Below are 24149 nucleotides of genomic sequence, written 5' to 3'. Positions count from 1 at the left end.
TGCATCAAGCAGGCGTTTTGCTTTCCGGCCTTCATTCGGCGTTCAGCGGTTCTGCTGCCAGTAGCATCACTGGCAGTCATTGCTTGGGGCTGGCCTGTATAGCGGTTGCTCAGTCCGGCACAACTGCTGTCACTTCAATTTCGACCTGGGCGCGGTCTTCAACCAGCGCCGCAACCTCGACACATGTCATGGCCGGAAAATTCTTTCCCATGACTTCGCGGTAAACGCCACCCAGTTCCTTGAGCCTGGCCACGTACTCGACGCGGTCCACTACATACCAGGTCATGCGGACCATATGTTCGGGCCCGGCGCCACCGGCCTTCAGCACGGCCGCAATGTTCAGCAGCGCCTGGCGCGTCTGTGCGATGAAATCGTCGCTCTCGAACTGTTGCTGCGCATTCCAGCCAATCTGGCCGCCCACAAAAAGCAGGGCGCCGCGTGCAAGGATGCCGTTGGCATAACCTTTGGGCTCGGCCCATCCGGGTGGTTGTAGTTTCTTGATCATGAGCTTCCTGAGGATGTTTTCAAATAAGGTAACAGGGCGTTGCGCATTCGTTCGGGAAGCGGCAGGGGTTTGCCATGGGGAAGCTCTGAATAGACCACCACGCCATGCGCTTTCAGCTTGATGGCCACGGCGCCGTCTGGCGAGGCTGGGCTGCCATGGATTTCGTACTGCATACCCATGCTCGCGTTGCCAAGGCGCGTCAGTTCCAGCGTAATTGTCAGTGGGTCGCCGTGGCGGCACATACCCAGAAATTCGACCTTCAAATCCACAATCGGTACACCCGTGCCTCCGGCAATCAGGACATGCTCGGGAAAGCCGATGTGCGCCAGGAAGTCTTCCTGCACCTCATGCAATAGATAGAGAAACTGCGGGTAAAAAACAATGCCGGCCGGATCACAATGGTGAAACCTGACGAGCTTTTGCGCGGTGAACTTCATGATTCGCGCAGCTTGAAGCGTTGCAGCTTGCCGGTTTCGGTGCGCGGGAGTTTGGTCACGAATTCGATCTGCCGGGGATATTTGAAAGGCGCAAGCGCCGCCTTGACATGGTCTTGCAGGGCTTTTGTCATGGCGTCATCTGCTGCGTGGGCAGGCTTGAGCACCACAAAGGCTTTGACGACCATCCCCCGGTCGTCGTCGGGCAAACCCACCACGCCGCATTCAGCTACGGCAGGGTGCTTGAGCAGGGCATCTTCCACTTCCGGGCCCGCCACGTTGTAGCCGGCGGTGATGATCATGTCGTCGGCGCGCGCCTGGTAGAAGAAATAACCGTCGGCGTCCTGCATGAAGGCGTCGCCCGGATAGTTCCAGCCGTCCTTCACATAGTTGCCCTGGCGCGCATCATCGAGGTAGCGGCAGCCGGTCGGGCCCACCACAGCCAGCTTACCTATGGTGCCGCGCGGCACTTCCGTGCCGGTGTCGTCCACCACCCTGGCGGTGTAGCCTGGCACCACCTTGCCGATGGCGCCGCGGCGCACGTCGGCGCCGGCAGCGGAAATAAAGATGTGGAACATCTCGGTCGCGCCTATGCCGTCGATCATTTCAATACCGGTGGCGTCCTTCCATAGCTGCCGCGTGGCGTCAGGCAGGCTCTCGCCGGCACTCACGCACATCCGTAAGCCGGGCACGCCGTGCTGTTTGGCGAACGCAGCCATTTGCCGGTAAAACGTCGGTGCCGTGTAGCAGACCGTTGCGCCGACCTGGTTGATCAGCTTGACCATGGCCTCCGGCGTATAGGCGATGGAGGGGTAGTAAACCGAGGCGCCGGCCCACATCGGGAAAATCAGCATGCCGCCCAGGCCGAAGGTGAAGGCCAACGGCGGCGAACCGATGACGATGTCGTCCGGCCTTGCCTTGAGCACGTGGCGCGGCCAGGCCTCGCAGGCGGCCAGCACGTCGCGATGCGTATGTACCGCGGCTTTGGGCTTGCCTGTGGTGCCCGACGTGAAAGCCATCAAGGCGATGTCGTCGGCGGCAACCGGGCAGGGCGTGAACTTGCCGTCCTTCTGCGCCGACAGCACTGCGAGCGAGCCCGGTGCGTCCATCAGGTTGAAGGGCACGATGGTGGGCAGCGTATCGCTCTGCACCTGCGCCGCCTGTAACTCTTCCAGCAGGCCGGCATCACACAAAGCCAGCGCGGGCCTGGCTTTCTCAATGATCTCGCCCAGCTCCTTGGCGCGCAGCAGCGGCATGGTCGCCACCGCTATCAGCCCGGCCTGCACCACGCCCAGCCAGGCCAGTGCCATGCCGATCGAGTTGCCGCCGCGTAGCAACACCCGGTTGCCGGGCTTCAGGCCGAAGTTTTCCGTCAGCACCTGCGCGATGCGGTTTACGCGATCCAGTGCATCTGCATAGCTCAGCGTGATTTTGTCCGAGCGCAGCAGCGGCTTGCCCGCGTGCCCCTGCCGAAACGCCTTGTCGAACAGGGCCTGCACGAGGTTGGCCTGCGCCGGTATGCACAGCTCGGGTAGCGCGTACACCATGCGCGGAAGCTGTTCGTACGGCGGCAAACGGTCATGTACAAAGCGGTCCGTCTGTGCGGACGATACCGCGGCAACGCTTTCGATGGAGTCGGAGACAGAGGTGCTCATGATTGCAATACGGCCTTTCCAATGATGAGTTGCTGCACTTCGGTCGCGCCTTCGTAGATGCGCAACGAGCGTATGTCGCGGTACAGGCTTTCCACCTTGGTGCCAACCTTCACGCCCAGGCCACCATGCATCTGCAGCGCCATATCGATGACCTTCTGGGCGTTCTCGGTGGCCGTCATCTTGGCCATGGCCGCTTCGGCAGTGATGCGCGCACCGCTGCCCAGGCGTTCGCTTTCGTCGCGCATCCAGGCGGCGCGATAGGTTAGCAGCGCGGCCGCATCGATCAGCGCTGCCATCTCGCCGAGCTTGGCCTGCGTGAGCTGGAAGTCGGCCAGCGTCTGGCCGAACATCTTGCGCTCCTTCGAAAAATGCACTGCCTCGGCCAGGGCACGGCGCGCCATGCCCAGCGCGGCGGCGGCCACGGAGGCGCGGAAGATGTCCAGCGTCTGCATCGCCAGCTTGAACCCGCCATGCAGCGTGCCCAACTGCGCGTCCCGCGGCAGCTTGCAATGCGCAAACTTCAGCGTGGCCAGCGGGTGTGGCGCCATGACGGCGATGTGTTCGCTGCTGTCCAGACCCTTGTTTTCCGCATCGACGATGAAAGCCGTAATGCCGCGCGTTCCGGCCTGCGGATCCGTCTTGGTGAAAGTGACGTAAAAATCCGCGATGCCGCCGTTGCTGATCCATGTCTTGCTGCCATTCAAGGCCCAGCCGTCGCCCGTGTCTGCGGCGGAGGTCACCATGGCACCGGCGTCCGAGCCAGCGTCGGGTTCGCTCAAGGCGAAGGCCGCGATTTTCTTTCCACTGGCCACCAACGGCAGGTAAGCCGCTTGCTGTGCCGGCGTCCCCGCCAGCGTGATCGCGCCGCTGCCCAGCCCTTGCATCGCGAACGCGAAATCGGCCAGCGGCGAATGAAAGGCCAGCGTTTCGCGCAGGATGACGAGCGCGCGGGAATCCAGTTTTTCAAGTGCGCCGCCCAGGGCTCCGTCCTTGCCCGCGGGCACGCAGTAGCGCAGCCAGCCGTTGGTGCCCAACAGGCTCACCCACTCCTTGCAGGCCTTGCGGTCGTCGCTCTCGTCGATGTGCTGCTGCGGCATCCAGTCGGCGACGCGCTGGCCCAAGTCGCGGTGAACTTCGTCAAAAAAAGGCAGCGCCAGATGGGCGGTGGTCGATCTCATGCTTGAAACATCCTTGCCTGGTTGGCTTGCTGACTCGTCGAGCGTGTTCTTCAGTCGCCGCGAAACACGGGCTTTTGCTTGGCCGAAAACGCCTCGTAGGCGCGGGTGAAATCCTGCGTCTGCATGCAGATAGCCTGTGCCTGTGCTTCGGCCTCTATCGCCTGGTCCAGCGTCATCGCCCATTCCTGGTGCAGCATGGTTTTGGTCATGCCGTGCGCAAAGGTCGGGCCGTCAGCCAGCTCTTGTGCCAGCTTTTGCGCCTGTGGCAGCACATCTTTCGGCTCGTGCAGCGCGTTGAAGAAGCCCCACTGCAAGCCTTCCTGCGCGCTCATGGATCTGCCGGTAAACAGCAGTTCCGATGCGCGCCCCTGTCCGATCAGGCGCGGCAGCAACGCGCAGGCCCCCATGTCGGCACCGGCCAGCCCCACGCGCGTGAAGAGGAACGCCGTCTTGGCCTGGGCCGTGCCCAGGCGCATGTCGGCGGCCAGCGCCATCATGGCACCGGCGCCGGCGCAGATACCGTCAATCGCCGCGATGATGGGCTGGGGGCACAGGCGCATGGCCTTGATCAGGTCACCCGTCATGCGCGTGAACTCCAGCATTTCCGGCATGGTCATCTTGGTGAGCGGCCCGATGATCTCGTGCACGTCGCCGCCCGAGCAGAAATTGCCGCCGGCGCCGGTGATGACCACCGCCTTTACGTCGGTGGCGGTGTTCAGCGTGCGGAACAGGTCGCGCAGCTCCGCGTAGGAGTCGAAGGTCAGCGGGTTCTTGCGCTCGGGCCTGTTCAGCGTCAGCGTCGCGACGCTGGCGTCGAAGGCGTAAGCGAAATGCTCCGCCTGGTGATGGGCCAGCGCATCAAACTGCGCGTGCATGGGGTTACCCAGCTTGATGTAGTGCTTCATGTCGTTTCCAGTTTGCTGTCGGCCAGCAGGGCGTTGTGGTGTTGCTTGACCTTGCCCAGCAGTTTGTGCAGGGACTCCACCTCGCGTGGTGACAAAGCCTCAAAGGCCGCGACGATCCAGGCTTCATGCTCGTTTGCCATTTCGTCGAACAGTTTTCGCCCCCGCGGGGTCAGGCGAACGCGATAGGCCCGGCGGTCACCCTCCACATCCACGCGCTCCACCAGCCCTTCATTCACCAGCTGGTCGGTAATGCCCGTGACGTTGCCGCCGGTCACCATCATGCGGCGCGACAGCTCGTTCATCTTCAGCCCTTCCGGGCTGCGCTCAAGTTGCGCCATCAGGTCAAAGCGCGGCAAGGTGGTGTCGAACTGCTCGCGCAATTGGGTACGCACCTGCTTCTCGACCAGTTGTGTGCAGGTCAGCATGCGCAGCCAGAGCCGCAAGGCCTCGGGGTGTTCGCTGTGCCCTCTTGCTTCCATGTCCATGGCTTGTCTCCTTGATGGTGTAATTCGTTGGCGCTATCTATTTGATAGCTGCTTGCGCCCGATCTTCCTGGGTTGCAAGCTCTTTTTTCTTTGAGAGTTCACGGTAGAGCTGGTCGCGCCCGCTCAGGTAGGGCAGAGGCCAGTCCACATGCCGGCTTTGCAGCCTGGCGGCCTCGTGCAGCGTCCAGGCGGGGTCGGCCAGGTGCGGCCGGGCAATGGCGCACAGGTCGGCACGGCCGGCGGCGATGATGCTGTTGACATGGTCGACTTCCGAGATCGCGCCCACGGCGATGGTCTGTATGCCCACCTCGTTGCGGATGCGGTCGGCAAACGGCGTCTGGTACATGCGGCCGTAAACCGGCCTGGCCGCGCGCGTGGTCTGGCCCGACGAGACGTCGATGAAGTCGCACCCTGCTGACTTGAACATCCGTGCGATGGCCACAGCGTCATCCGCCGTGTTACCGCCCGGCGCCCAGTCGTGCGCCGAAATGCGCACGCTCATCGGCAGATGCGCCGGCCACACTTCACGCATGGCGGCAAACACCTCCAGCGGAAAGCGGCAGCGGTTTTCCAGGCTGCCGCCGTAGTCGTCCGTGCGCTGGTTGGTCAGCGGCGTGATAAAGCTCGACAGCAGGTAGCCGTGGGCGCAATGCAGTTCCAGCCAGTCAAAGCCCGCTTCGGCTGCGTAATGCGTGGACTGCACGAACTCCGCCTTGACGCGGTCCATGTCGCCGCGCGTCATGGCTTTCGGCACCTGGTTGGTGATGCCGTAAGCCACAGCGCTGGCCGCCAGCAGCGGCCAGTTGCCGGTGGCGAGCGGCTCATCGGGTTGCTCCCAGCCGACTTGCGTTGAGCCCTTGGGGCCGCTGTGGCCGAGCTGCATGCCAATCCTGGCGCCAGCGCCCGAGGCGTGCACAAAATCCACGATGCGCTTGAACGCCTTGGCTTGCGTTTCGTTCCAGAGGCCCGGGCAGCCGGGGGTGATGCGGCCCTCTGCGCATGGCGCGGTCATTTCCACAAACACCAGTGCAGCGCCGCCCAGCGCGCGTGCGCCAAGGTGCACTAGATGGAAGTCCTGCGGCACGCCGTCTACCGCGCTGTAGGTAGCCATGGGAGAAACGACGATGCGGTTCTTCAGATTCAGTTCGCGGGTCTTCAAAGGCAGCAGCATGGGCGGCGGCGCATGCGGTGCGCTGCTTTTAGCCAACCATTGCTCATAGCCCTGCAGCCAGGCGGCATCGCGCACGCGCAGGTTCTCGTGGCTGATGCGCTGCGAGCGTGTGAGCAGCGAATAAAAGAACTGCTCGGCTTCCATGCCGCTGTAGCGGTCCACATTCTCGAACCACTCGGTCGAGTTGCGCGCCGCGTTTTGTATCTTCAGCACCTCGACCGAGCGCAGCGCTTCATAAGCCTGCAGCGCCGCGGTGGCATCACCGTGCTGGGCAAAGCAGTTGGTCAGCTCAATCGCGTCTTCCAGTGCCAGCTTGGTCCCGCTGCCAATCGAGAAATGCGCCGTGTGCGCCGCATCGCCCATCAACACAATCGGCACCTGCTTGCCGTTGATAGCGGCCTCATGCACCCATCGCTCGCACACCACACGCGGGAAACGTATCCAGATGGCCGAGCCGCGTACATGCGTCGCGTTGTTCATCAGCGGGTTGCCGTCCAGGTATTTGGCAAACAGACGTTCACAAAATGCGATGCCGTCTTCCTGGCTCATCTGGTCCAGGCCGTGCGCCTTCCACACGGCCTCGGGTGTCTCGACGATAAAGGTCGAAGTGTTCTCGTCAAACTTGTAGGCATGCGCGGCGAACCAGCCATGCTCAGTCTGCTCGAAGGCAAAGGTGAAGGCGTCGAACGTCTTGTGCGTGCCCAGCCAGACAAAACGGCAGGCGCGAAGCTCCACGTCGGGCTTGAAGGTTTCCGCATACCGGTTGCGGATGCGGCTGTTCAGACCGTCGCTGGCGATCACCACGTCGGCGTTGTATTGCGCAGCGATAGCCTGGTCGTCCTGCACGTCGGTTTCGAACACCAGGTCCACGCCCAGCGCGATGCAGCGCTCCTGCAGGATGTTGAGCAGGCGCTTGCGGCCGATGCCGCAAAAACCGTGGCCACCGGAGCGCACCGAGCGCCCCTTGAAAAACACCTCCACGTCATCCCAGTGGTTGAAGGCGTCGCCGATCAGCTGCGCGCTGACCGGGTCGGCCACGCGCAGGTTGCCCAGCGTCTGGTCCGACAGCACCACGCCCCAGCCGAAGGTGTCAAAAGGCCGGTTACGCTCGACCACCGTCACCTGATGCGCCGGGTTTTGCAGCTTCATCAGCAGGGCGAAATACAAGCCTGCGGGACCACCGCCCAGGCAAAGAATGTGCATGAATGCGTACTCTCTGGATTAGTTTAACCTTAATTGTTTAGGTTTAAACTAAATCCGTCAAGCGGGTTTTCCGATGTTTTTCGCAACACCGGAAAACGGGTGTTACCGCAGCGGGAAGAGGCCGCGGGGATATTTACGGCCGTTGCGCGAACTGCGTTTCAGGGTGCCTGAAAGCCTGCTGCCCGGTAAGTGAGCACCAGCGTATCCCGAAAACTACCGCCGGCCCGATCGTCTGCCGGCAGTATGGGCGTGGTCTCGTGAATGACCCGGGCATCGTCCAGCAGAAGCGCCGTCAGGGGCTCCTGCATCACAAAGCGCACACCGTGCGGGCCGTTTGCATCGAACACCCGGGTTTCGCCGCCTTTGACGCCGTGCCGCGCCACCATCATCACCACCACGAAGTCCACACCGTCGCGATGTGCGCCTTCAGGTGTGGGCCGGCCTACCCCGCCCGCGGTATCGATGCGGAACTGGTGCGCTTCAATATGCCAGCGCCCGGCGGGTTGCACTTGCGCAAACAGCTTGCCCAGGTTAGCCAGCAGGTCCGTCCATGCCGGGGCTGTGGCTACCGCTGGCTCGACCGGGTCGAACCAGCGCTCGAAGCCACCGTGCAGGGCGTTGTAGTCGGTGGGTTGCCAGTGGGCGCGGTGCGGGGTTTGCGTGAGCGTGCCTGCGGCCAGCTCCTGGACGAAGCAGGAATGACGGCGTTTGCGGTAGTGGCCGCCGTCCTTCAGATGGGCGTCAGGCGGCAAGCGGTTCCAGGAGTCTGTCAGCGCCTGCCAGCCTGATGTCCATGCCGGCGTCGGCAGTTCCAGTGTGGCTGTCAGCTCGGCAGGGTTGAGCAGGCTCAGCCCATCCTGGCTGAGCGCCTGGCGAGCCGACTTGGGGACAGTGGCGATATTGAACATGGGCCCTATTTTGCTTGAGCCGCGCGGCCGGTCCCGCACCCGGGCCCGCAAAGCCCCTCGGCCCCAGGAAGTGAAACCTGCCTACATACATGGGCCCGAAAACTTTCCATAATGGCTCGTCTGTCCAACTTGAGGAGCTATCCATGCTTTACAAATTCAAATCCAAAGATGCCGGCGATGTGATCATGCTCGAAGCCAACGGCCGCAAGGTCCTCGAAATCATCGGCAAAGACCCCGCCCCCAAAGGCATCATCCTGCCCGAGCAAATGCCCGCCGCGATCGCCGCCCTGCAGGCAGCGATCGCGCATGAAGAAGCCCACGACGCCAATGCCGAAGACGGCGTCGTCCCCGGCGACGGCCTGGGCCTGCGCCAGCGCGCCGTGCCCTTTATCGACATGCTGCAGCGCAACCTGAAGTCGGGGCATGAGGTGGTTTGGGGCGTTTAGGCTCTGCAGGCCCAGCGGTCGCGCCGACCCATATTAAAAAAGCCCTGGTGACAGGGCTTTTTGCGTGGTGAGTTGATATGCACTCAGTCCACCTTCGCCCCCGAAGCCTTCACCACCTGCGCCCACTTCTTGTGTTCGGCGTTAATAAAAGCCGTGAACTGTGCCGGCGTATTGCCGCTCGGAATTGCACCCTGTGCCAGCAGTTTCTCTTTCATCGCAGGCGTACCCAGCGCCTTGGCGGTTTCCTGCTGGATGCGGTTCACGATGTCGGGCGGCGTGCCGGCGGGGGCAAGCAGGCCGAACCAGGAGCTCGCATCGAAACCTTTCATGGTCGGGCCACCGGCCTGCTCTATGGTGGGGACGTCGGGCAGGGCGGCCGAGCGCTCGGAACTGGTCACGGCCAGGGCTTTGAGCTTGCCGGACTTGATGAGCTGCATGGAAGACGGCAGGTTGTCGAACATCACATCCATGTCGCCACCCACAAGCGCCAGCAGTGCCGGGCCGGAGCCGCTATAGGGGAAATGGGTCATGTAAGTGCCGCTCATGGTCTTAAACAGTTCACCCGCCAGGTGGATGGACGTGCCGTTGCCGCTGGAGGCCATGTTGAAAGTGCCGGGCTTGGCTTTGGCCGCGCGTATGAAGTCCGTGACATTGTTGATGCCGGCGGCTTTCGCCTTTTCGGTATTCACCACCATCACGTTGGGTACGCCCGCGACCAGCGTGATGGGCGCGAAGTCCTTTTGCGGGTCGTAGGCCATCTTGCTGTACAGCGACTTGTTGATGCCATGCGTGCCCACGGTGCCCATCAGCAGGGTGTAGCCGTCAGGTGTGGATTTGGCGACCACGTCTGCGCCAATGTTGCCGCCGGCACCGGCACGGTTCTCAACCACAAAGGGCTGCCCGAATGCCTTGGAGAGTTCAGGTGCCATGGCGCGGGCCAGGATGTCGGTGGTGCCGCCTGGCGCGAAGGGCACGACGATTTTGACGGGCCTGGTGGGCCAGCTGGCGCTTTGCGCCCAGGCGGAGGGCGTGGCCATAAAGGTGGCGACGGCGGTCAGTGCGGTGGCCAGGAAAGCGCCGTAGCGATGGGAAAGAAAGGGCTTGCTGTTGTTGTTCAAGAGGGGCTCCAGGGATGGCCGGCGCGGCCGGGGGTCACATGAAGATAGCGTGCGTGGGTCCATGCTTCAAGAGGGTTTCAACCCAGCCACCCAAAAAAAGAAAAGCCGCCCGGCGTGAACCGGGCGGCTGGCAATCAAACGGTCAACGGATCAGTCGGCGAACTTGCCGGCGGCGTCGATCACGGGCTTGAGCTTGTTGATCTCGGCCGATACAAAAGCCTTGTGGGCGGCGGGTTCGACGCGCTTGTCGGTCACCACCACGGCGCCAAGGCCTTCCTGCTTCTTGATGAAGTCGGGGTCTTTGAGCGCCACTTTCAGGGCGTTGTTGAGCTGGGTCATCACGGCCGGCGGCGTTCCCTTGGGGGCGTACATGCCATGCCAGATCGTCAGGTCAAAGTTTTTGAGGCCCATTTCCTGCAGCGTCGGGTAGTCCTTGAGCAGCTTGTTGTTCTTCAGCGGTTTGGCGGTCGTGACCGCAAACGCCTTGACGCGGCCGGCTTCAATCTGGCCGGTGGTGTTGGTGGTCTGGTCACACATCATGTCGACCTGTCCGCCCACCAGAGCATTCATGGCCGGCGCCGTGCCGCCGAAGGGGATGGTGGTCATCGCGTCCTTGGCGTTGATGGCTGCCTGCCACATCAGGCCGCACAGGTGCGATGCGGAACCCAGGCCGGCATGGGCGATGTTGAGTTTGCCGGCATTGGCGCGAATGTAGTTCTCGAAATCGCGGTAGTTGTTGGCCGGCAGCTGCGGTTTGCCGATGATGGTCATGGGCACTTCGTTGATCATGCCCAGGAACTCGAAGTCGTCCAGCACCTTGTAGGGCAGCTTGCGGTACAAGGCCGGCGCAGCCGCCATGCCGATGTGGTGCACCAGCAAGGTGTGGCCATCAGGTGTTGCGCGGGCTACCTTGGCCGCACCGATAGTGCCGCCGGCGCCGTTGACGTTTTCCACCACGAAGTTGGCGCTGCCTCCCATGGCTTTGCGCATGGCTTCGGCCAGGTCGCGTGCCACGCGGTCGGTTGGGCCGCCGGCCGCGAAAGGCACCACCAGGGTGACAGGCTTGGAGCCGGGGAAGGCAGGGGCTTGCGCGTGGGCTGCAAACATGGCCGTTGCAGCGGCGGCGAGGACTAACAGGCGTTTCATGAGCGTCTCCTTGTGATGAACGCGCCAAGTTTACGGTCCGCTTACTGCGCAAACATCGCGGGAACTACGTAAGGGCAAGCCCCCGGTCCCTTTGCAGAGTGGCTTAGGCGTTCAAGCCAGCAGGGGCCGCGGAACCGGCTTTGCCGGGCCGCAGGCGCAGCGCCCCTAGGGGGGACAGCGCAGTACGCGTAGCGACAAGCGTGGGGGCTCTATTTGTAACTCCGTGCGTCCTCAATAACCTTTCCGTCGTTGGGGAGGCTTCCCGGAGCCAATAGCTGTACCGTTCCACGCAGTTTGGTGACGTCACGGATGGCGTCGCCGATACGCTGGTCCAGGCCATCCGGGGCGCAAGCGGTTTCGACCTGGAAGTGCATGTTGTCACTCGCCATCTCTCCGCTGACCACCAGCCTGGCCTTGATCACTTCAGGAAAGCGCCGGGCAATGTCAGCGACCTGCCCGGGGTGTACAAACATCCCTCGGACCTTGACGGTCTGGTCGGCCCTTCCCATCCATCCCCTGATGCGCGCATTGGTGCGTCCCGTGGGGCAGGTGCCTGGAAGGATGGCGGAAAGGTCGCCCGTGCCAAAGCGAATCAGCGGGTAGCCGGGATTCAGGGTGGTCACCACCAGCTCTCCCACTTCGCCTTCGGCCACCGGGTCACCTGTTCCAGGGCGCACGATTTCCACGATCACGCCTTCATCCAGAACCAGGCCTTCACGCGCTTCGGTTTCGTAGGCAATCAGGCCGAGGTCGGCCGAGGCATAACACTGGTAGCCGGCAATGCCGCGCTCACCCAGCCAGTCGCGCAGGCTGGGGGGAAAAGCCTCGCCTGAAACCAGGGCACGCGTCACGGTCGGCAGTTTCACCTTCATTTCGGCGGCCTTCTCCATGATGATTTTCAGGAAGCTTGGTGTGCCGATGTAGCCGGCCGGCCTGAGTTCCGCCATGGCGTGTACCTGCTGCTCCGTCTGGCCGGTGCCGCCCGGGAACACGGTGCAACCGAGGGCATGTGCGCCGGTTTCCATCATGGAGCCTGCTGGCACGAAGTGGTAGCTGAAACTGTTGTGAATCAGCTGGCCGGCGCGAAAGCCCGCGGCATACAGGGCCCTGGCCATGCGCCAGTAGTCCTTGCGCTTGCCTTCCGGCTCGTAAATGGTGCCCGGGCTGGCAAAAACATGGGGCATGTGCGCGCCGTAGCGCAAGGCGCTGAAACCGCCAAATGCGTTGCCACTGCCACCGGGCGCGCGCTCGGCCTGCTGGCGCTCAAGGAGCTCATGCTTGCGCGTGACGGGCAATCGCGCCAGCTCTGCACGTGATGTGATGGCTTGAGCGTCAACGTCCTTGAGAATGGCGGTGAAGGCAGGCGCCCGCGTCTTGGCATGCGCGATCTGCTGCGGCAAGGCCGTCAGCAGGGCCGCTTCGCGTTCCGCAGGGCTTCGCACTTCCAGTGAGTCGTAATGTGTGGTCATTTGAGATCTTCCAAACCTTGTCAATACCCTCGGTGCAATGCGGAGATTTCAAGCCAGCAGGGGCCGCGGAACCGGCTTCGCCGGGCCGCAGGCGCAGCGCCCCCTCGGGGGGCAGCGACCCGCGCAGCGGCGGAGCGTGGGGGCCTTACGCCAGCCACCGTTTGCGCCGCTTGTAGCTCTTCACATCCTTGAAGCTCTTGCGCTCGCCGCCGCCCACGCCGAGGTAAAACTCCTTGACATCTTCGTTGTTGGCCAGGTCGGCGGCTGCACCGTCCATCACCACGCGGCCGCTTTCCATGATGTAGCCGTAGTCGGCGTATTTGAGCGCCATGTTGGTGTTCTGCTCGGCCAGCAGGAAGGTGACCTGCTCCTTCTGGTTCAAGTCCTTCACGATGTTGAAGACCTCCTCCACGATCTGCGGCGCCAGGCCCATGGAAGGTTCATCCAGCAGCACCATCGATGGGCTGGCCATGAGCGCGCGGCCGATGGCGCACATCTGCTGCTCACCGCCCGAGGTGTAGGCCGCCTGCGAGGTGCGCCGGGTTTTCAGCCGCGGAAAGTAGTTGTAGACCTTTTCGAGGTTGGCCGCCACTTCCGCCTTGCTGCTGCGCGTGTAGGCGCCGGTCAGCAGGTTTTCCTCGATGGTCAGGTGGGCAAAGCAGTGCCGCCCTTCCATCACCTGCACCACGCCGCGTTGCACCAGGTCGGCCGGCGAGAGGTTTTCAATGCGCTCGCCGCGCAGCTCGATGGAGCCTTTGGTGACTTCGCCGCGCTCACCCCTGAGCAGATTGGAAATCGCGCGCAGTGTGGTGGTCTTGCCTGCGCCGTTGCCGCCCAGGATGGCCACGATGCGGCCCTGCGGAACCTGCAGCGAGACGCCCTTGAGCACCAGGATCACATGGTTGTAGATGACCTCGATGCCGTTGACGTTGAGAACGATGTTAAGTGTGTCCATATTTTTCCTGACCAATCTTGAGGGCTGCTGGCAAGGCGATCAGCCCTCAAGGCTGGCGGCTCGCGAGAGCCGCACCCCTCCCGCCATACGGGAGGATTTCAAGGCAAGGGCACCGTGGATCCGGCTTTGCCGGTCCGCCAGTGCCGCCCCTTGAGGGGGAGGCGGCGCAGAGCGCCGCCACGGGGGCCTAGCTTTGGCAGTCGGCGGGTGTGCGTGCTGTCAGTTTTTTCTCTGTTGCGTATTTGGCGGCGGTGGACTTGACCAGGGGTTTGATCACCTGCTCATCAGCCTGCAGCCAGTCGGAAGTGAACTTCCACTCCTTGCCGTCCCAGGTATGGATGCGCGCCCATGCCGAACCCATGTGGTCGGTGCAAGAGGTGCTGATCGGGCGCATTACGCCGGCAAAGCCCAGCGCATCCAGCTTGGCCTGTGTCAGGTTCAGGTTTTCCAGGCCCCAGCGCACTTGCTCGCCTGTCATGATTTTCCCCTTGCCGAAACGATCTTGTGCAGCGCGAAGGCCTTCCACGCCCAGCATCGCGCTCATGGCGCCACGCATGTAAAGCACCTGGCCGACTTCTTCCTTGGGGCCCGTGCCCTGGCCTTTGCCGTGCACCAGGGTCAGCATGTCTTTGGCCAGCTTGGAGTTCGGCTCGGCGCCGTGCTGCATCGTCACGGCGTTGTAGCCCTTGGCGCCTTCAGCCACGTCTTTCACGTCAGGCTCTGCGCCTGCCCACCACACGCCGTACATCTTCTCGCGTGGGTAGCCGGTGGCTTGCGCTTCCTTGATGGCGGTGGTGTTCATGATGCCCCAGCCCCACAGTGCAACGTAGTCTGGGCGCGACTGGCGAACCTGCAGCCAGGTGGCTTTTTGCTCGACGCCGGGCGCGGTAACAGGCAGCAGTTGCAAGGTAAAGCCGTGCATGGCGGCGCGTTCCTGCATCAGCGGGATCGGTTCCTTGCCAAACGGCGAGTCGTGATAGACCAGCGCGATCCGCTTGCCCTTGAGTTTGTCGAAGCCGCCTTCCTTCTTGGCGATGGCCTGGAGGATGGCGTCGGCGGCAACCCAGTAGGTGCCGGCAATCGGGAAGTTCCACTTGAAGATGGAGCCGTCCGCGCTCTCGCTGCGGCCATAGCCCACGGTCACCACAGGAATTTTGTCGACGGGGGCTTTTTCTGTGATGGCAAACGTCGCACCGGTAGACAGCGGTTGCACCAGCGTGGCGCCGCCGTTCTTGCCTTTCAGGCGTTCGTAGCATTCGACACTGCGCGCTGTGTCGTAGCCGGTCTCGCATTCTTCAAACGAGATCTTCACGCCGTTGATGCCGCCGCGCGCATTGACCAGCTTGAGGTAGTCCACATAGCCGTTGGCCCAGGGCACACCGTTGGGCGCGTAAGGCCCGGTGCGGTAGGACAGCACCGGGAAGAACTGCTCCTTCGCCTGGGCGAATGCGCTGGTCGCCACGAGGGACGAAGCGCCGGTGGCGAGGATTGCCACCGCCAACATCACATTACGAATCTTCATTGTTGTCTCCTGGAAAATTTATAAACACCGTGAAAAAACTGACACCTCAGTAAACGACCTAACTATCCATTGCGCATTGGTGATTTCGAGTAATTCTTAACCCTAGGCCGGGCGCATCGGAACGCTTTAGTGGGGGAATGGCCATAGCCGTAATTTCTGCTTTCCAACTGCCCACAGCTTGGCCAACCCGTGCGGTTCGACAATCAAAAACCACACAATCAAACCGCCGAAAATCATCAGTTCGGCATGCGAGATGCCCGCCGTCGAGATCGATATGCCCAGCCAGCCCGCCAGCACCGGCAGCAGCTGGCTCAGCACAATCGGCAGCACCACAATGAAGGCTGCACCGAAGAAGCTGCCCATGATGGCGCCCATGCCGCCAATGATCACCATGAACAGCAGGCGGAAGGAGTAGTCCACCGAAAAAGCAGCAGGCTCCCAGGCGCCCAGGTAAATGAAGGCCCACAGGCCGCCGGCGATGCCGATGATGAAAGAGCTCACCGCGAACGCGCTGAGCTTGGCGTACATGGGGCGGATCCCAATCACCGCGGCGGCGACGTCCATGTCGCGAATGGCCATCCACTCGCGGCCGATCGCGCTGCGCACCAGATTCTTGGCCAGCAGGGTGATTACCACCACGATGGCCAGGCAAAACAGGTATTTGCTCAGCGCGCTTTCAATGGGCAGACCAAACACCTGCAGGTTGGACACCGACACCGAACCCGAAGGCGTGTCCATCGTGAACCACTTGATGCGCAGGAACATCCAGTCGCTGAAGAACTGCGCGGCCAGCGTGGTCACCGCCAGGTACAGGCCTTTCACGCGCAGGCTGGGCAGTCCGAACAAAATTCCGAACAACATGGCGCACAAGCCGCCCAGGATCAGTGCCGGAATCAGCGGCATGCCGGGAATGCGCACAAAGAAGTTGTAGGCGCCATAAGCGCCGACGGCCATGAAGGCGCCTGAGCCCAGCGATATCTGGCCGCAGTAGCCGACCAGGATGTTCACCCCAACGGCTGCCAGCGAGAAGATCAGGAAGGGAATCAGGATCGCGCGGAACAGGTAGTCGCTGGCCAGCAGCGGCACGACAACAAAGGCAGCCGCCAGCAGCAAGCCGATGGCGATCCTGTCCTGCAGGATCGGGAAGATCTGCTGGTCTGCGCGGTAGTTGGTTTTGAACTGGCCGTTTTCTCTGTAAAACATGATTTTTCTTTAGATAAAACGGCGTCAGACGCGGTCAATGATCTTCTCGCCGAACAAGCCCTGAGGCCGAACGAGCAAGACACAAAGCGCAAGCACATACGCGAACCAGATTTCAATACCGCCGCCGACATAGGGCCCGAGAAAGACCTCGGCCAGCTTCTCGCCAACACCCAGAATCAGCCCACCCACAATCGCGCCAGGCACCGAAGTCAGGCCGCCCAAAATGACCAGCGGCAGCGCCTTGAGCGCCAGCACCGAGAGCGAAAATTGCACGCCCAGCTTGCTGCCCCAGATGACGCCGGACACCAGTGCCACGAAGCCTGCAACACTCCAGACAATGACCCAGATGCGGTTCAGCGGAATGCCGATGGATTGCGCGGCCTGGTGATCGTCTGCCACGGCGCGCAGGGCACGGCCTGTGCTGGTGTATTGGAAGAAGGCGGCCAGTGCCGCCACCAGGGCGGTGGCGATCAGCGCGGCGACCAGGTCTTCCTGGTTCACCAGCAGGCCACCCTGGAAGACACCCTCTAGCAGGAACATCGGATCCTTGGGCATGCCCACGTCGATCTTGTAGATGCTGGAGCCGAAGATGGTCTGGCCGAAGCCGTCCAGGAAATACGAAATGCCCAGCGTCGCCATCAGCAGCGCCACGCCTTCCTGGTTCACGAGCTTGCTGAGCACCAGCTTTTCAATCAACCAGGCCACCACTACCATGATGGCCAGCGCGACCGCAAAGGCCAGTGCGTTGTTGATGAACTTGTTGTCCAGGCCCGTCCATTGCGGTATCCATTCGGAGAACCGCGCCATGGCCAGCGCCGCGAACAGTACCATCGCGCCTTGCGCGAAATTGAAGACGCCCGACGCCTTGTAGATCAGCACAAAGCCAAGCGCGACCAGCGAATACAGCATGCCCGACATGAGGCCGCCGATGATGGTTTCGAGAAAAGAACCCATCACGAGGCCCCCCCTGTTGCGGGCTCGCTGCGGCCGCTTGAAGAATTCAACTGGGATTTTTTGTTCATAGTTAGTGGCTCGTTCCGAGGTAAGCCTTGATCACGTCCGGGTTGTTGCGTACTTCGTCGGGAGTGCCGTCGCCGATTTTTTTGCCGTAGTCGAGCACCACGACGCGGTCGGAGATGTCCATCACCACGCCCATGTCGTGCTCGATCAGCACGACGGTGGTGCCGAACTCGTCGTTCACGTCGAGCACAAAGCGGCACATGTCCTGCTTTTCTTCCACGTTCATGCCGGCCATGGGTTCGTCGAGCAGCAGCACTTGTGGCTCCATGGCCAGGGCACGCCCCAGGTCCACGCGTTTTTGCAGGCCGTAGGGCAGCTGGCCTACGGGCGTCTTGCGGTAGGCCTGGATCTCCAGGAAGTCGATGATTTTTTCGACGGCCTCGCGGTGCATGATTTCTTCTTTTTCGGCAGGGCCGATGCGCAGCGCCTGCAGCAGCAGGTTGCTTTTGATCTTGAGGTTGCGGCCCGACATGATGTTGTCGAGCACGCTCATGCCCTTGAAGAGCGCCAGGTTCTGGAAAGTGCGCGCCACGCCCATGACCGCCACCTGGTGGCTGTTCATATGCTTGAAGGTCTGGCCGCGAAAGGTGATGGAGCCTTGCTGAGGCGCATAGACGCCGTTGATGCAGTTCAGCATGGAACTCTTGCCCGCGCCGTTGGGGCCGATGATGGCGCGGATCTCATGCTCCTTCACATTGAAGGAAATATCGGACAGCGCTTTCACGCCGCCGAAACTCAGGCTGATGTTGTTGACGTCCAATATGACGTCGCCGATCTTTTTGCTCATGCTGCCGCCTTCACAGGTGCAAACTTTGCCCCCACGCTTGTCACTGCGTGTACTACGCTGCCCCCCGAGGGGGCCGCCCGCCTGCGGCCCGGCAAAGCCGGTTCCGCGGCTCGAGCTGGTATCTGGGGGACTTGCTGTTGCTTGTTGTTCATGCTGCCGCCTTTACTGGCGCAAAAGTCTGGGTGTCGCTGATCTTCAGCGTCGCACTGACGCTGCCTGATCGGCCGTCTTCAAATTTCACGACGGTTTCAATGAACTGTTCGGTCTTGTCGCCATAGAGTGCGTCGATCAGCGGCTGGTATTTCTCGGCGATGAAACCGCGCCGCACCTTGTTGGTTCGGGTGAGTTCACCGTCATCTGCGTCCAGCTCCTTGTGCAGCACCAGGAAGCGGCTGACCTGTGAGCCGGCCAGCAGCGCATCCACGCTGAGATCGGCGTTGACTTTTTCGACACATTCCTTGATGAGCTGGTAGACCTCGGGCTTTTGCGCCAGGTCGGTGTAGCCGGCGTAGGGCAGGTTGCGGCGTTCGGCCCAGTTGCCCACGGCGTCGAAGTCGATGTTGATCATCACGCAGACTTTTTCGCGGCCGTCGCCGTAGGCCACGACTTCCTTGATGTGCGGGAAGAATTTGAGCTTGTTTTCCACGTACTTGGGCGCGAACATGGCGCCGTCGTTGGCGCCGCCCTTGATGCGGCCCACGTCTTTCACCCGGTCGATGATCTTGAGATGGCCGCTGGCATCGATAAAGCCCGCGTCGCTGGTGTGATACCAGCCGTCGGCACTCAGCACCTCGGCCGTCGCCGTGGGGTTTTTGTAGTATTCCTTGAGCAGGCCGGCGGACTTCACCAGGATTTCCCCGTTGTCGGCCACCTTGATTTGCACGCCGCTGATCGGCACCCCTACCGTATCGGCGCGTGCTTCGTTGTCCGGCTGCAGGCACACAAACACGGCGGTCTCAGTCGAGCCATACAGCTGTTTCAGGTTGATGCCGATGGAGCGGTAGAAGGTAAAGAGGTCCGGTCCAATCGCTTCACCCGCGGTGTAGGCCACGCGAACGCGCGAAAAACCCAGCGTATTGCGCAGCGGGCCATAGACCATCAAGCTGCCCAGCGCATACAGCAGGCGGTCGAACCCGCCCACCGGTTTCCCGTCCATCAACGAGGGGCCGGCACGTTTGGCCACGCCCATGAAATAGTTGAACATGCCGCGCTTGATGCGGCCCGCGTCTTCCATGCGGATCATCACGGTCGTCAGCAGGCTTTCGAAAATCCGCGGTGGCGCAAAGTAATAGGTCGGGCCGACTTCTTTCAGGTCGATCATCACGGTGCTCGCGCTTTCGGGGCAATTCACCACATAGCCGCAGGCCAGCCATTGCGCATAGCTGAAGATGTTCTGGCCGACCCACGCGGGTGGCAAGTAGGCCAGCACTTCCTCGCCGGAGGTGAGCTTGTCGAAGTCGGCACCGGCCTTGGCGCGGTCCAGCAGGGTGTTGTGGGTGTGGACCACACCCTTGGGGTTGCCCGTGGTGCCCGAGGTGAAAAACATCGCGGCCACATCATCCGGCCGGGATTTTTCGACTTCGCTCTTGAAGAAGCCGGGTTGTTTCGCGGCAAAGGCTTCACCCTTTTCCAGCAAGGCGTCCAGCGATTGCAGTCCGGCCTCGGCATAGTTGCGCAGGCCGCGCGGGTCGTCATAAATGATCTGGTCCAGTTGCGGGCACTGGCTGCGTATCTCCAGCAGCTTGTCGACCTGCTCCTGGTCTTCCACCAGCGCAAAACGTACGTCGGCATTGTTGATGGGAAAGACACACTCGGCGCCCACGGCGTCCTGGTAGAGCGGAATGGGTATGGCGCCCAGCGACTGCGCGGCCAGCATGGTGGCGTACAGGCGCGGCCGGTTGGCGCCGATGATGACCATGTGCTCGCCACGCTGCAGCCCGGCTTCATGCAGGCCGCAGGCGATGCACTCCACCAGCTGCGCCATGCCGGCCCAGCTGTGCGCCTGCCAGATGCCGTACTCTTTTTCGCGCATGGCCGGGGCGCCGGGGCGCTCAGCCGCATGTTTGAGCAACAGTCTCGGAAAAGTGGTCTGCATGGTCCTTGTCTCGCGGTCGTTATGCCTTCGGGGAGTCGCTCGCTTGCCGGCTAGCCCGAAAGTTGTCTTGTGAATGCATCGTAGGCATGCGTTTGACGTTAGGTTGTCGTTCGGACGACAATTCAAGGGTGATTACTCCCCCGGACTTTCCCTTAGGGCGGCGCGCATGGTGACGATGACAGGCCAATCGATGCAGATCCGTGCCCGCATGCCCGACGCACAGGAGCTTGCCGGCATCCATTGGCTGAACGAGCTGTTGCCGGCCGAACGCGAGCGCGCCGTAGCCAGCGTGCGCGTCGGCGACGCCAACATCGGCGACTACGTGTGCCGTGTCGGCAAGCCGGTGACCTACTGGTTCGGCGTTGTCGAGGGCTTGCTCAAGATGAGCACCGACAGCGAGCAGGGCGCCACCATGACTTTTACCGGCCTGCCGCCGGGCGCCTGGTTCGGCGAAGGCACAGTGCTCAAGCGCGAGCCCTACCGCTACAACATCCAGGCCCTGCGCAAGACGGTGGTGGCAGGGTTGCCGGTCGACGACTTCCACTGGCTGCTGGACCATTCCATCGGCTTTAACCGCTTTGTGATGAACCAGCTCAATGAGCGCTTAGGCCAGTTCATCGTGGCGCGCGAAATCGACCGCATGAACAACCCCGACATCCGCGTGGCGCGCAGCCTGGCCACGCTGTTCAACCCGGTGCTGTACCCGGGCGTGGGTGAAGTCCTGCGCATCACGCAGCAGGAAATGGCGTACCTGGTGGGCCTGTCACGCCAGCGTGTGAACGAGGCGCTGAGCACGCTGCAGACCCAGGGCTTTATCCGTATCGAATACGGCGGCCTGCGCGTGCTCGACCTGGGCGCCCTGCGTTCCAGTGTTTTCTCAAGCAAATAAAGGCTGCAGGCCAATAGGGACGAGCGCAAGCAGCTACTGAATTAATAGCAGGCCGTTGAATGGGTTGAATTGCCGGGAACCATTTGGGGCGTGGTTTTTGTCGTTTTTGAATATCAAAAATGCCTGAAACCAAATCAGGACGGGCGCGGGCAGCTATGAAATCAGGAGCGATGCGGCGTGACGAGTACAGCCGCCGTCCTCAGGAAAGAAACAAAATAAAGAAGGAAACCGCGGTGAATATCCAATTGGCACGGTTGGCAGCCTGGGTGTTTTCCTTGAGGATCGGCCAAAGCACTTCGCGCTGCCATGCCCACAGGTTGTAGGCCGCTGCCAGCAGTCCACCCGACAACCCGGCCAGCCATGAGTTGGTCAAGAAGCCGGCAAGGACGGCAATCACCAACAGGACGGATGTGAGGACAAATGTGCCGCCCGCAGCGCTGGCCAGAACATGCGAGAGCCCTCCGCACAAGGTACAGGTGGCGGGGTTGCCGCGGCTGGAGAGACGTTTTTCCCAGGTTTTGATTCCGGCCTGGTGGCAATGGGGGCAGATGTTCATGGTGCTGAAGGGCTGGTTGCCGAAGTCGTGCCGGCAATCGCCTTGCGCAGGTTCTCGCGCGCACGCGCTTCCAGCGTCTCGCGGAAATGCGCCGTGCTGTAGATCACAGGCCGGTCCAGGAAACCGTGCAGGATTTCGCGCCGCTTTTGCTGGAACAGGGCGGCGGGCACAAAAGCGTATTCGTCCCGGATCTGCTGCTCGTACTCGGCAAACCTGCCGGGGCCGGCGCCCAGGATGGACAGGTCGATATCGACCAGCAGCTGTTCGTCAGGCGAGGCTGGCAGCGCCGTATGGCGGGTGGCCATGACCAGGTCGTGAACGCGCTGCGCGGCGGCCGTGGCAGTGCCGTGCGCCAGCAGCACCTCGCGAGCCCAGTCGGCGCTTGTTTCCTCGTTGTCGTGGCGCTGCGTGTCATAAATCGCATCATGGAACCACAACGCCATCTCAACTTCTGCGGACTGTTCGGCCAGGTCGCGGACGGCCTCGAAATGCGCGAGGCATTCCGTGAGGTGCTGCAGCGTGTGGTACTTGCGGTGCGGTTCCGAATAGCGCGCCACCAGTTCATCAAACACCAAAGGCCCGATCGGCCGGACGGCAAGGGCGCCCGCGCAACGCCGCCAGGATCTGGCCAGCAGGTCTGTGGGTTCAGGGATTTGCATGGGCATGACTTTATCGTGTGGGTGCTTGGTGCGTGTGTGGGCGCTCCGGCAGCGCGGCAGGTGCGCACAGGGACTCGACCAGTCTAAGCGCCGGCAGCGACAGCTGGTCAAAGCGGCGCGCGCAGATCAGCAATTGCCGGTCGGCCCAGGTGTCGGTCAGCTTGAGGATGCGCAGCTTGCCCGCGCCCGCATGGCGTTCGGCCGCGACGGCCGGCACTACGGCCACACCGACCCCGGCCTCCACCATGCGGCAGACTGCCTCAAAGCTGCGAAGCCGTATGCGGGTCCGCATCCGCAGCCCCAGGCGTTCGGCCTGCAGGTTCAGGTGCTGTTGCAGCGCGCTGTCTTCCCCCAGGCCGACGAAGTCATGGCCCAGGGCTTGCTCAAACTGAATCTGGCGCTGGCGGCCGAATCCGCTGCCAGGCGGGACTGCCAGCACCAGCCGGTCGCGCCGGAAGGGTTTGGATTCAAGGCTGGAGATGTCGGCGGAGTCGGCCACGATGCCAATGTCGGCCACCTGGCCCAGCAACTGCGACACGATCAGGTGGCTGGGACGCTCCTCCAGGTCGACGTCGATGGCCGGGTGGGCGTTGAGGAAATCCGCCAGCGCCTGCGGCAGGTAGTCGGTGATGGCGGCGGTGTTCGACAGCAAACGCACCTTGCCCGCCAGCCCGCCGGCATAGTCGCCGATCTCGCCGTGCATGCGCTCAAGCTGCTGCAGCATAAGCCGGCTGTGGTGGGCGACAGCCTCGCCGGCTTTCGTCAATGTCACGCCGGAGCGCGAGCGCTCCAGCAGGCTGACGCCGAGCACGTCTTCCATGCCGCGGATGCGCGCGCTCGCCGAGGCGAGCGCCAGGTGTGAAAGCTTGCTGCCCGCCGTGATGCTCCCTGTATCAACGGTGTGCAGAAACAGCCGAAGGTCGATGAGGTCAAAGCGAAGGGGGGCGGGCATGGGCTGCAGGCGTTTTAGCCTTCGGCAACGGCGAAGGCTGTGAACGGATATTACCGCTTGAGCGCCAGCGCGCCGCTGCGCAGAATCGGCGACATGAACTCGATGAACAACTTCGTGAGCGCAGGGAACGACACCTTCTTGATGGCCGCCGTCGCCGGCGTATTCCTGCTGGCCGGCCTCGTCAAGGGCGTGGTGGGCCTGGGGTTGCCGACGCTCTCCATGGGCTTGCTGGCCGGCGTGATGCCGCCTGCGCAGGCAGCCGTCATCCTGATCCTGCCTTCGTTGCTGACGAATGCCTGGCAAATGTGGGACGGCGCCGCGCTGGAAAGCCTGTTGCGGCGCCTGTGGCCGCTGCAGGCTGGGGTGGTCGCGGGGACGCTGTGGGCACCGGTCAGCCTGGTCACCCTCGATGCAGACCTCGCCTCGGCAGGCCTGGGCGCCGCGCTGATCATTTATGCGCTGCTGGGGCTGTGCGCGCTGCCGCTGGTGGTCCCGCCCCGCGGTGAGCGGGTTTTTTCCTTCGCTGCCGGCCTGGCGACCGGCGCCATCACCTCGGCCACCGGCGTGTTTGTCTTTCCGGCCGTGCCCTACCTGCAGGCCTTGTCGCTCAAGAAAGACGAGCTGGTGCAGGCGCTGGGCCTGTCTTTCACCGTTTCCACCGTCGCACTCTTTCTGCGCCTGGTGATGGAGGGCTCCTTTGCCATGGGCAGTATGCCGGGTGGCTGGAGTTTGCTGCTGCCATTGCCCGCTGCCTTGCTGGGCATGGCCGCCGGCCAGAAGCTGCGCGGGCGGGTGGGGGAGAAGGGTTTCAAGCGCCTGTTTTTCACCGGTCTGCTGCTGATAGGCGTTTACATGGTTACCCGCAGCGCGATGCGATAGCCACGCCGG

The 24149-nt window shown here is 62.5% G+C and carries 23 protein-coding genes; 3 read left to right on the top strand and 20 right to left on the bottom strand.

The features are described from left to right. Positions 1-109: 109 nt before the first annotated feature. The 8 genes from AC1D11_RS15680 to AC1D11_RS15645 all read right to left on the bottom strand — a co-directional run bounded on the left by AC1D11_RS15680 (position 110) and on the right by AC1D11_RS15645 (position 8444). On the bottom strand, positions 110-505 hold the full coding sequence (locus AC1D11_RS15680; RefSeq protein ID WP_477649086.1) for a RidA family protein: 396 nt from the start codon (positions 503-505) through the stop codon (positions 110-112). After that, complete coding sequence (locus tag AC1D11_RS15675) at positions 502-942, bottom strand: acyl-CoA thioesterase (RefSeq protein WP_477649087.1); 441 nt, start codon at positions 940-942, stop codon at positions 502-504. Before AC1D11_RS15675 ends, AC1D11_RS15680 begins: the two co-directional genes overlap by 4 nt. Further along, positions 939-2594, bottom strand: coding sequence for a benzoate-CoA ligase family protein (locus tag AC1D11_RS15670; RefSeq protein WP_477651100.1), 1656 nt, complete (start codon positions 2592-2594; stop codon positions 939-941). The genes AC1D11_RS15675 and AC1D11_RS15670 overlap by 4 nt, the downstream gene beginning before the upstream one ends. Then, positions 2591-3772, bottom strand: coding sequence for an acyl-CoA dehydrogenase family protein (locus AC1D11_RS15665; RefSeq protein ID WP_477649089.1), 1182 nt, complete (start codon positions 3770-3772; stop codon positions 2591-2593). The genes AC1D11_RS15670 and AC1D11_RS15665 overlap by 4 nt, the downstream gene beginning before the upstream one ends. A gap of 50 nt (positions 3773-3822) precedes the next feature. Next, positions 3823-4677, bottom strand: coding sequence for an enoyl-CoA hydratase family protein (locus AC1D11_RS15660; protein ID WP_477649090.1), 855 nt, complete (start codon positions 4675-4677; stop codon positions 3823-3825). Further along, positions 4674-5162, bottom strand: a complete 489-nt coding sequence (locus AC1D11_RS15655; RefSeq protein WP_457281386.1) for a MarR family winged helix-turn-helix transcriptional regulator — start codon at positions 5160-5162, stop codon at positions 4674-4676. The genes AC1D11_RS15660 and AC1D11_RS15655 overlap by 4 nt, the downstream gene beginning before the upstream one ends. 37 nt (positions 5163-5199) lie before the next feature. Next, positions 5200-7536, bottom strand: coding sequence for a bifunctional salicylyl-CoA 5-hydroxylase/oxidoreductase (locus AC1D11_RS15650; RefSeq protein ID WP_477649091.1), 2337 nt, complete (start codon positions 7534-7536; stop codon positions 5200-5202). Positions 7537-7694: 158 nt separating this feature from the next. Then, on the bottom strand, positions 7695-8444 hold the full coding sequence (locus AC1D11_RS15645; protein WP_477649092.1) for a 2OG-Fe dioxygenase family protein: 750 nt from the start codon (positions 8442-8444) through the stop codon (positions 7695-7697). 143 nt (positions 8445-8587) lie between these two features. Between AC1D11_RS15645 and AC1D11_RS15640 the strand changes: the two genes are divergently transcribed. Further along, a complete protein-coding gene (locus AC1D11_RS15640) occupies positions 8588-8890 on the top strand; it encodes a DUF1840 domain-containing protein (RefSeq protein ID WP_436156923.1) in 303 nt (100 codons plus the stop codon). Positions 8891-8973: 83 nt separating this feature from the next. Here AC1D11_RS15640 and AC1D11_RS15635 read toward each other — a convergent pair whose 3' ends face one another. The 9 genes from AC1D11_RS15635 to AC1D11_RS15595 form a co-directional block, all read right to left on the bottom strand. Beyond that, on the bottom strand, positions 8974-9927 hold the full coding sequence (locus AC1D11_RS15635; protein WP_477649118.1) for a Bug family tripartite tricarboxylate transporter substrate binding protein: 954 nt from the start codon (positions 9925-9927) through the stop codon (positions 8974-8976). Between the two features lie 231 nt (positions 9928-10158). Beyond that, positions 10159-11154: a tripartite tricarboxylate transporter substrate-binding protein gene (locus AC1D11_RS15630; protein ID WP_457281383.1), complete on the bottom strand. Its 996-nt coding sequence runs from the start codon at positions 11152-11154 to the stop codon at positions 10159-10161. A 209-nt stretch (positions 11155-11363) separates the two neighbouring features. Then, the gene (locus tag AC1D11_RS15625) at positions 11364-12623 is read right to left on the bottom strand and encodes a phenylacetate--CoA ligase family protein (RefSeq protein WP_477649093.1); all 1260 of its coding nucleotides are present in this window, start codon (positions 12621-12623) and stop codon (positions 11364-11366) included. Between the two features lie 145 nt (positions 12624-12768). Further along, positions 12769-13578 (bottom strand): ABC transporter ATP-binding protein, encoded by an 810-nt coding sequence (locus AC1D11_RS15620; RefSeq protein ID WP_477649094.1) that lies wholly within the window; start codon positions 13576-13578, stop codon positions 12769-12771. 187 nt (positions 13579-13765) lie between these two features. Next, on the bottom strand, positions 13766-15100 hold the full coding sequence (locus AC1D11_RS15615) for an ABC transporter substrate-binding protein (RefSeq protein WP_457281380.1): 1335 nt from the start codon (positions 15098-15100) through the stop codon (positions 13766-13768). Between the two features lie 126 nt (positions 15101-15226). Further along, positions 15227-16303, bottom strand: coding sequence for a branched-chain amino acid ABC transporter permease (locus tag AC1D11_RS15610; RefSeq protein WP_477651098.1), 1077 nt, complete (start codon positions 16301-16303; stop codon positions 15227-15229). A gap of 24 nt (positions 16304-16327) precedes the next feature. Next, a complete protein-coding gene (locus tag AC1D11_RS15605; RefSeq protein ID WP_477649096.1) occupies positions 16328-17257 on the bottom strand; it encodes a branched-chain amino acid ABC transporter permease in 930 nt (309 codons plus the stop codon). 70 nt (positions 17258-17327) lie between these two features. Continuing rightward, positions 17328-18110 (bottom strand): ABC transporter ATP-binding protein, encoded by a 783-nt coding sequence (locus tag AC1D11_RS15600; protein WP_477649097.1) that lies wholly within the window; start codon positions 18108-18110, stop codon positions 17328-17330. A gap of 148 nt (positions 18111-18258) precedes the next feature. Beyond that, entirely contained in the window at positions 18259-20205 is a 1947-nt protein-coding gene (locus AC1D11_RS15595) for an AMP-dependent synthetase/ligase (RefSeq protein WP_477649098.1), read from the bottom strand. A 175-nt stretch (positions 20206-20380) separates the two neighbouring features. On the opposite strand from AC1D11_RS15595, the gene AC1D11_RS15590 reads away from it, so the two are divergent. Continuing rightward, positions 20381-21094, top strand: a complete 714-nt coding sequence (locus AC1D11_RS15590) for a Crp/Fnr family transcriptional regulator (protein WP_477649119.1) — start codon at positions 20381-20383, stop codon at positions 21092-21094. Positions 21095-21293: 199 nt separating this feature from the next. Here the strand turns inward: AC1D11_RS15590 and AC1D11_RS15585 are convergent, their stop codons facing one another. The 3 genes from AC1D11_RS15585 to AC1D11_RS15575 are packed head-to-tail and all read right to left on the bottom strand — an operon-like array spanning position 21294 to position 23261. Further along, the gene (locus AC1D11_RS15585; protein ID WP_477649099.1) at positions 21294-21650 is read right to left on the bottom strand and encodes a hypothetical protein; all 357 of its coding nucleotides are present in this window, start codon (positions 21648-21650) and stop codon (positions 21294-21296) included. After that, entirely contained in the window at positions 21647-22315 is a 669-nt protein-coding gene (locus AC1D11_RS15580) for an HD domain-containing protein (protein WP_477651468.1), read from the bottom strand. Before AC1D11_RS15580 ends, AC1D11_RS15585 begins: the two co-directional genes overlap by 4 nt. A gap of 4 nt (positions 22316-22319) precedes the next feature. Continuing rightward, positions 22320-23261: a LysR family transcriptional regulator gene (locus AC1D11_RS15575; RefSeq protein WP_477649101.1), complete on the bottom strand. Its 942-nt coding sequence runs from the start codon at positions 23259-23261 to the stop codon at positions 22320-22322. Between the two features lie 93 nt (positions 23262-23354). Here AC1D11_RS15575 and AC1D11_RS15570 point away from each other — a divergent pair, with 93 nt between their 5' ends. Further along, on the top strand, positions 23355-24140 hold the full coding sequence (locus AC1D11_RS15570; protein WP_477649102.1) for a sulfite exporter TauE/SafE family protein: 786 nt from the start codon (positions 23355-23357) through the stop codon (positions 24138-24140). The last annotated feature ends 9 nt before the right edge of the window (positions 24141-24149 follow it).

This window comes from Polaromonas sp. P1_E11 (assembly GCF_056405995.1).
Note: the sequence above shows the minus strand (reverse complement) of the source record. Positions and strands in the feature narration are given on the sequence as shown.

Excerpts from the sequence above, each read along its gene's own strand:
- AC1D11_RS15650 (WP_477649091.1), bottom strand. The coding sequence starts at position 7,536 with ATGCACATTCTTTGCCTGGGCGGTGGTCCCGCAGGCTTGTATTTCGCC.
- AC1D11_RS15570 (WP_477649102.1), top strand. The coding sequence starts at position 23,355 with ATGAACTCGATGAACAACTTCGTGAGCGCAGGGAACGACACCTTCTTG.
- AC1D11_RS15675 (WP_477649087.1), bottom strand. The coding sequence starts at position 942 with ATGAAGTTCACCGCGCAAAAGCTCGTCAGGTTTCACCATTGTGATCCG.
- AC1D11_RS15620 (WP_477649094.1), bottom strand. The coding sequence starts at position 13,578 with ATGGACACACTTAACATCGTTCTCAACGTCAACGGCATCGAGGTCATC.
- AC1D11_RS15575 (WP_477649101.1), bottom strand. The coding sequence starts at position 23,261 with ATGCCCGCCCCCCTTCGCTTTGACCTCATCGACCTTCGGCTGTTTCTG.
- AC1D11_RS15670 (WP_477651100.1), bottom strand. The coding sequence starts at position 2,594 with ATGAGCACCTCTGTCTCCGACTCCATCGAAAGCGTTGCCGCGGTATCG.
- AC1D11_RS15605 (WP_477649096.1), bottom strand. The coding sequence starts at position 17,257 with ATGGGTTCTTTTCTCGAAACCATCATCGGCGGCCTCATGTCGGGCATG.
- AC1D11_RS15585 (WP_477649099.1), bottom strand. The coding sequence starts at position 21,650 with ATGAACATCTGCCCCCATTGCCACCAGGCCGGAATCAAAACCTGGGAA.
- AC1D11_RS15610 (WP_477651098.1), bottom strand. The coding sequence starts at position 16,303 with ATGTTTTACAGAGAAAACGGCCAGTTCAAAACCAACTACCGCGCAGAC.
- AC1D11_RS15580 (WP_477651468.1), bottom strand. The coding sequence starts at position 22,315 with ATGCCCATGCAAATCCCTGAACCCACAGACCTGCTGGCCAGATCCTGG.
- AC1D11_RS15625 (WP_477649093.1), bottom strand. The coding sequence starts at position 12,623 with ATGACCACACATTACGACTCACTGGAAGTGCGAAGCCCTGCGGAACGC.
- AC1D11_RS15665 (WP_477649089.1), bottom strand. The coding sequence starts at position 3,772 with ATGAGATCGACCACCGCCCATCTGGCGCTGCCTTTTTTTGACGAAGTT.
- AC1D11_RS15680 (WP_477649086.1), bottom strand. The coding sequence starts at position 505 with ATGATCAAGAAACTACAACCACCCGGATGGGCCGAGCCCAAAGGTTAT.
- AC1D11_RS15660 (WP_477649090.1), bottom strand. The coding sequence starts at position 4,677 with ATGAAGCACTACATCAAGCTGGGTAACCCCATGCACGCGCAGTTTGAT.
- AC1D11_RS15645 (WP_477649092.1), bottom strand. The coding sequence starts at position 8,444 with ATGTTCAATATCGCCACTGTCCCCAAGTCGGCTCGCCAGGCGCTCAGC.
- AC1D11_RS15635 (WP_477649118.1), bottom strand. The coding sequence starts at position 9,927 with ATGGCCACGCCCTCCGCCTGGGCGCAAAGCGCCAGCTGGCCCACCAGG.
- AC1D11_RS15640 (WP_436156923.1), top strand. The coding sequence starts at position 8,588 with ATGCTTTACAAATTCAAATCCAAAGATGCCGGCGATGTGATCATGCTC.
- AC1D11_RS15595 (WP_477649098.1), bottom strand. The coding sequence starts at position 20,205 with ATGCAGACCACTTTTCCGAGACTGTTGCTCAAACATGCGGCTGAGCGC.
- AC1D11_RS15655 (WP_457281386.1), bottom strand. The coding sequence starts at position 5,162 with ATGGACATGGAAGCAAGAGGGCACAGCGAACACCCCGAGGCCTTGCGG.
- AC1D11_RS15615 (WP_457281380.1), bottom strand. The coding sequence starts at position 15,100 with ATGAAGATTCGTAATGTGATGTTGGCGGTGGCAATCCTCGCCACCGGC.
- AC1D11_RS15590 (WP_477649119.1), top strand. The coding sequence starts at position 20,381 with ATGACAGGCCAATCGATGCAGATCCGTGCCCGCATGCCCGACGCACAG.
- AC1D11_RS15630 (WP_457281383.1), bottom strand. The coding sequence starts at position 11,154 with ATGAAACGCCTGTTAGTCCTCGCCGCCGCTGCAACGGCCATGTTTGCA.
- AC1D11_RS15600 (WP_477649097.1), bottom strand. The coding sequence starts at position 18,110 with ATGAGCAAAAAGATCGGCGACGTCATATTGGACGTCAACAACATCAGC.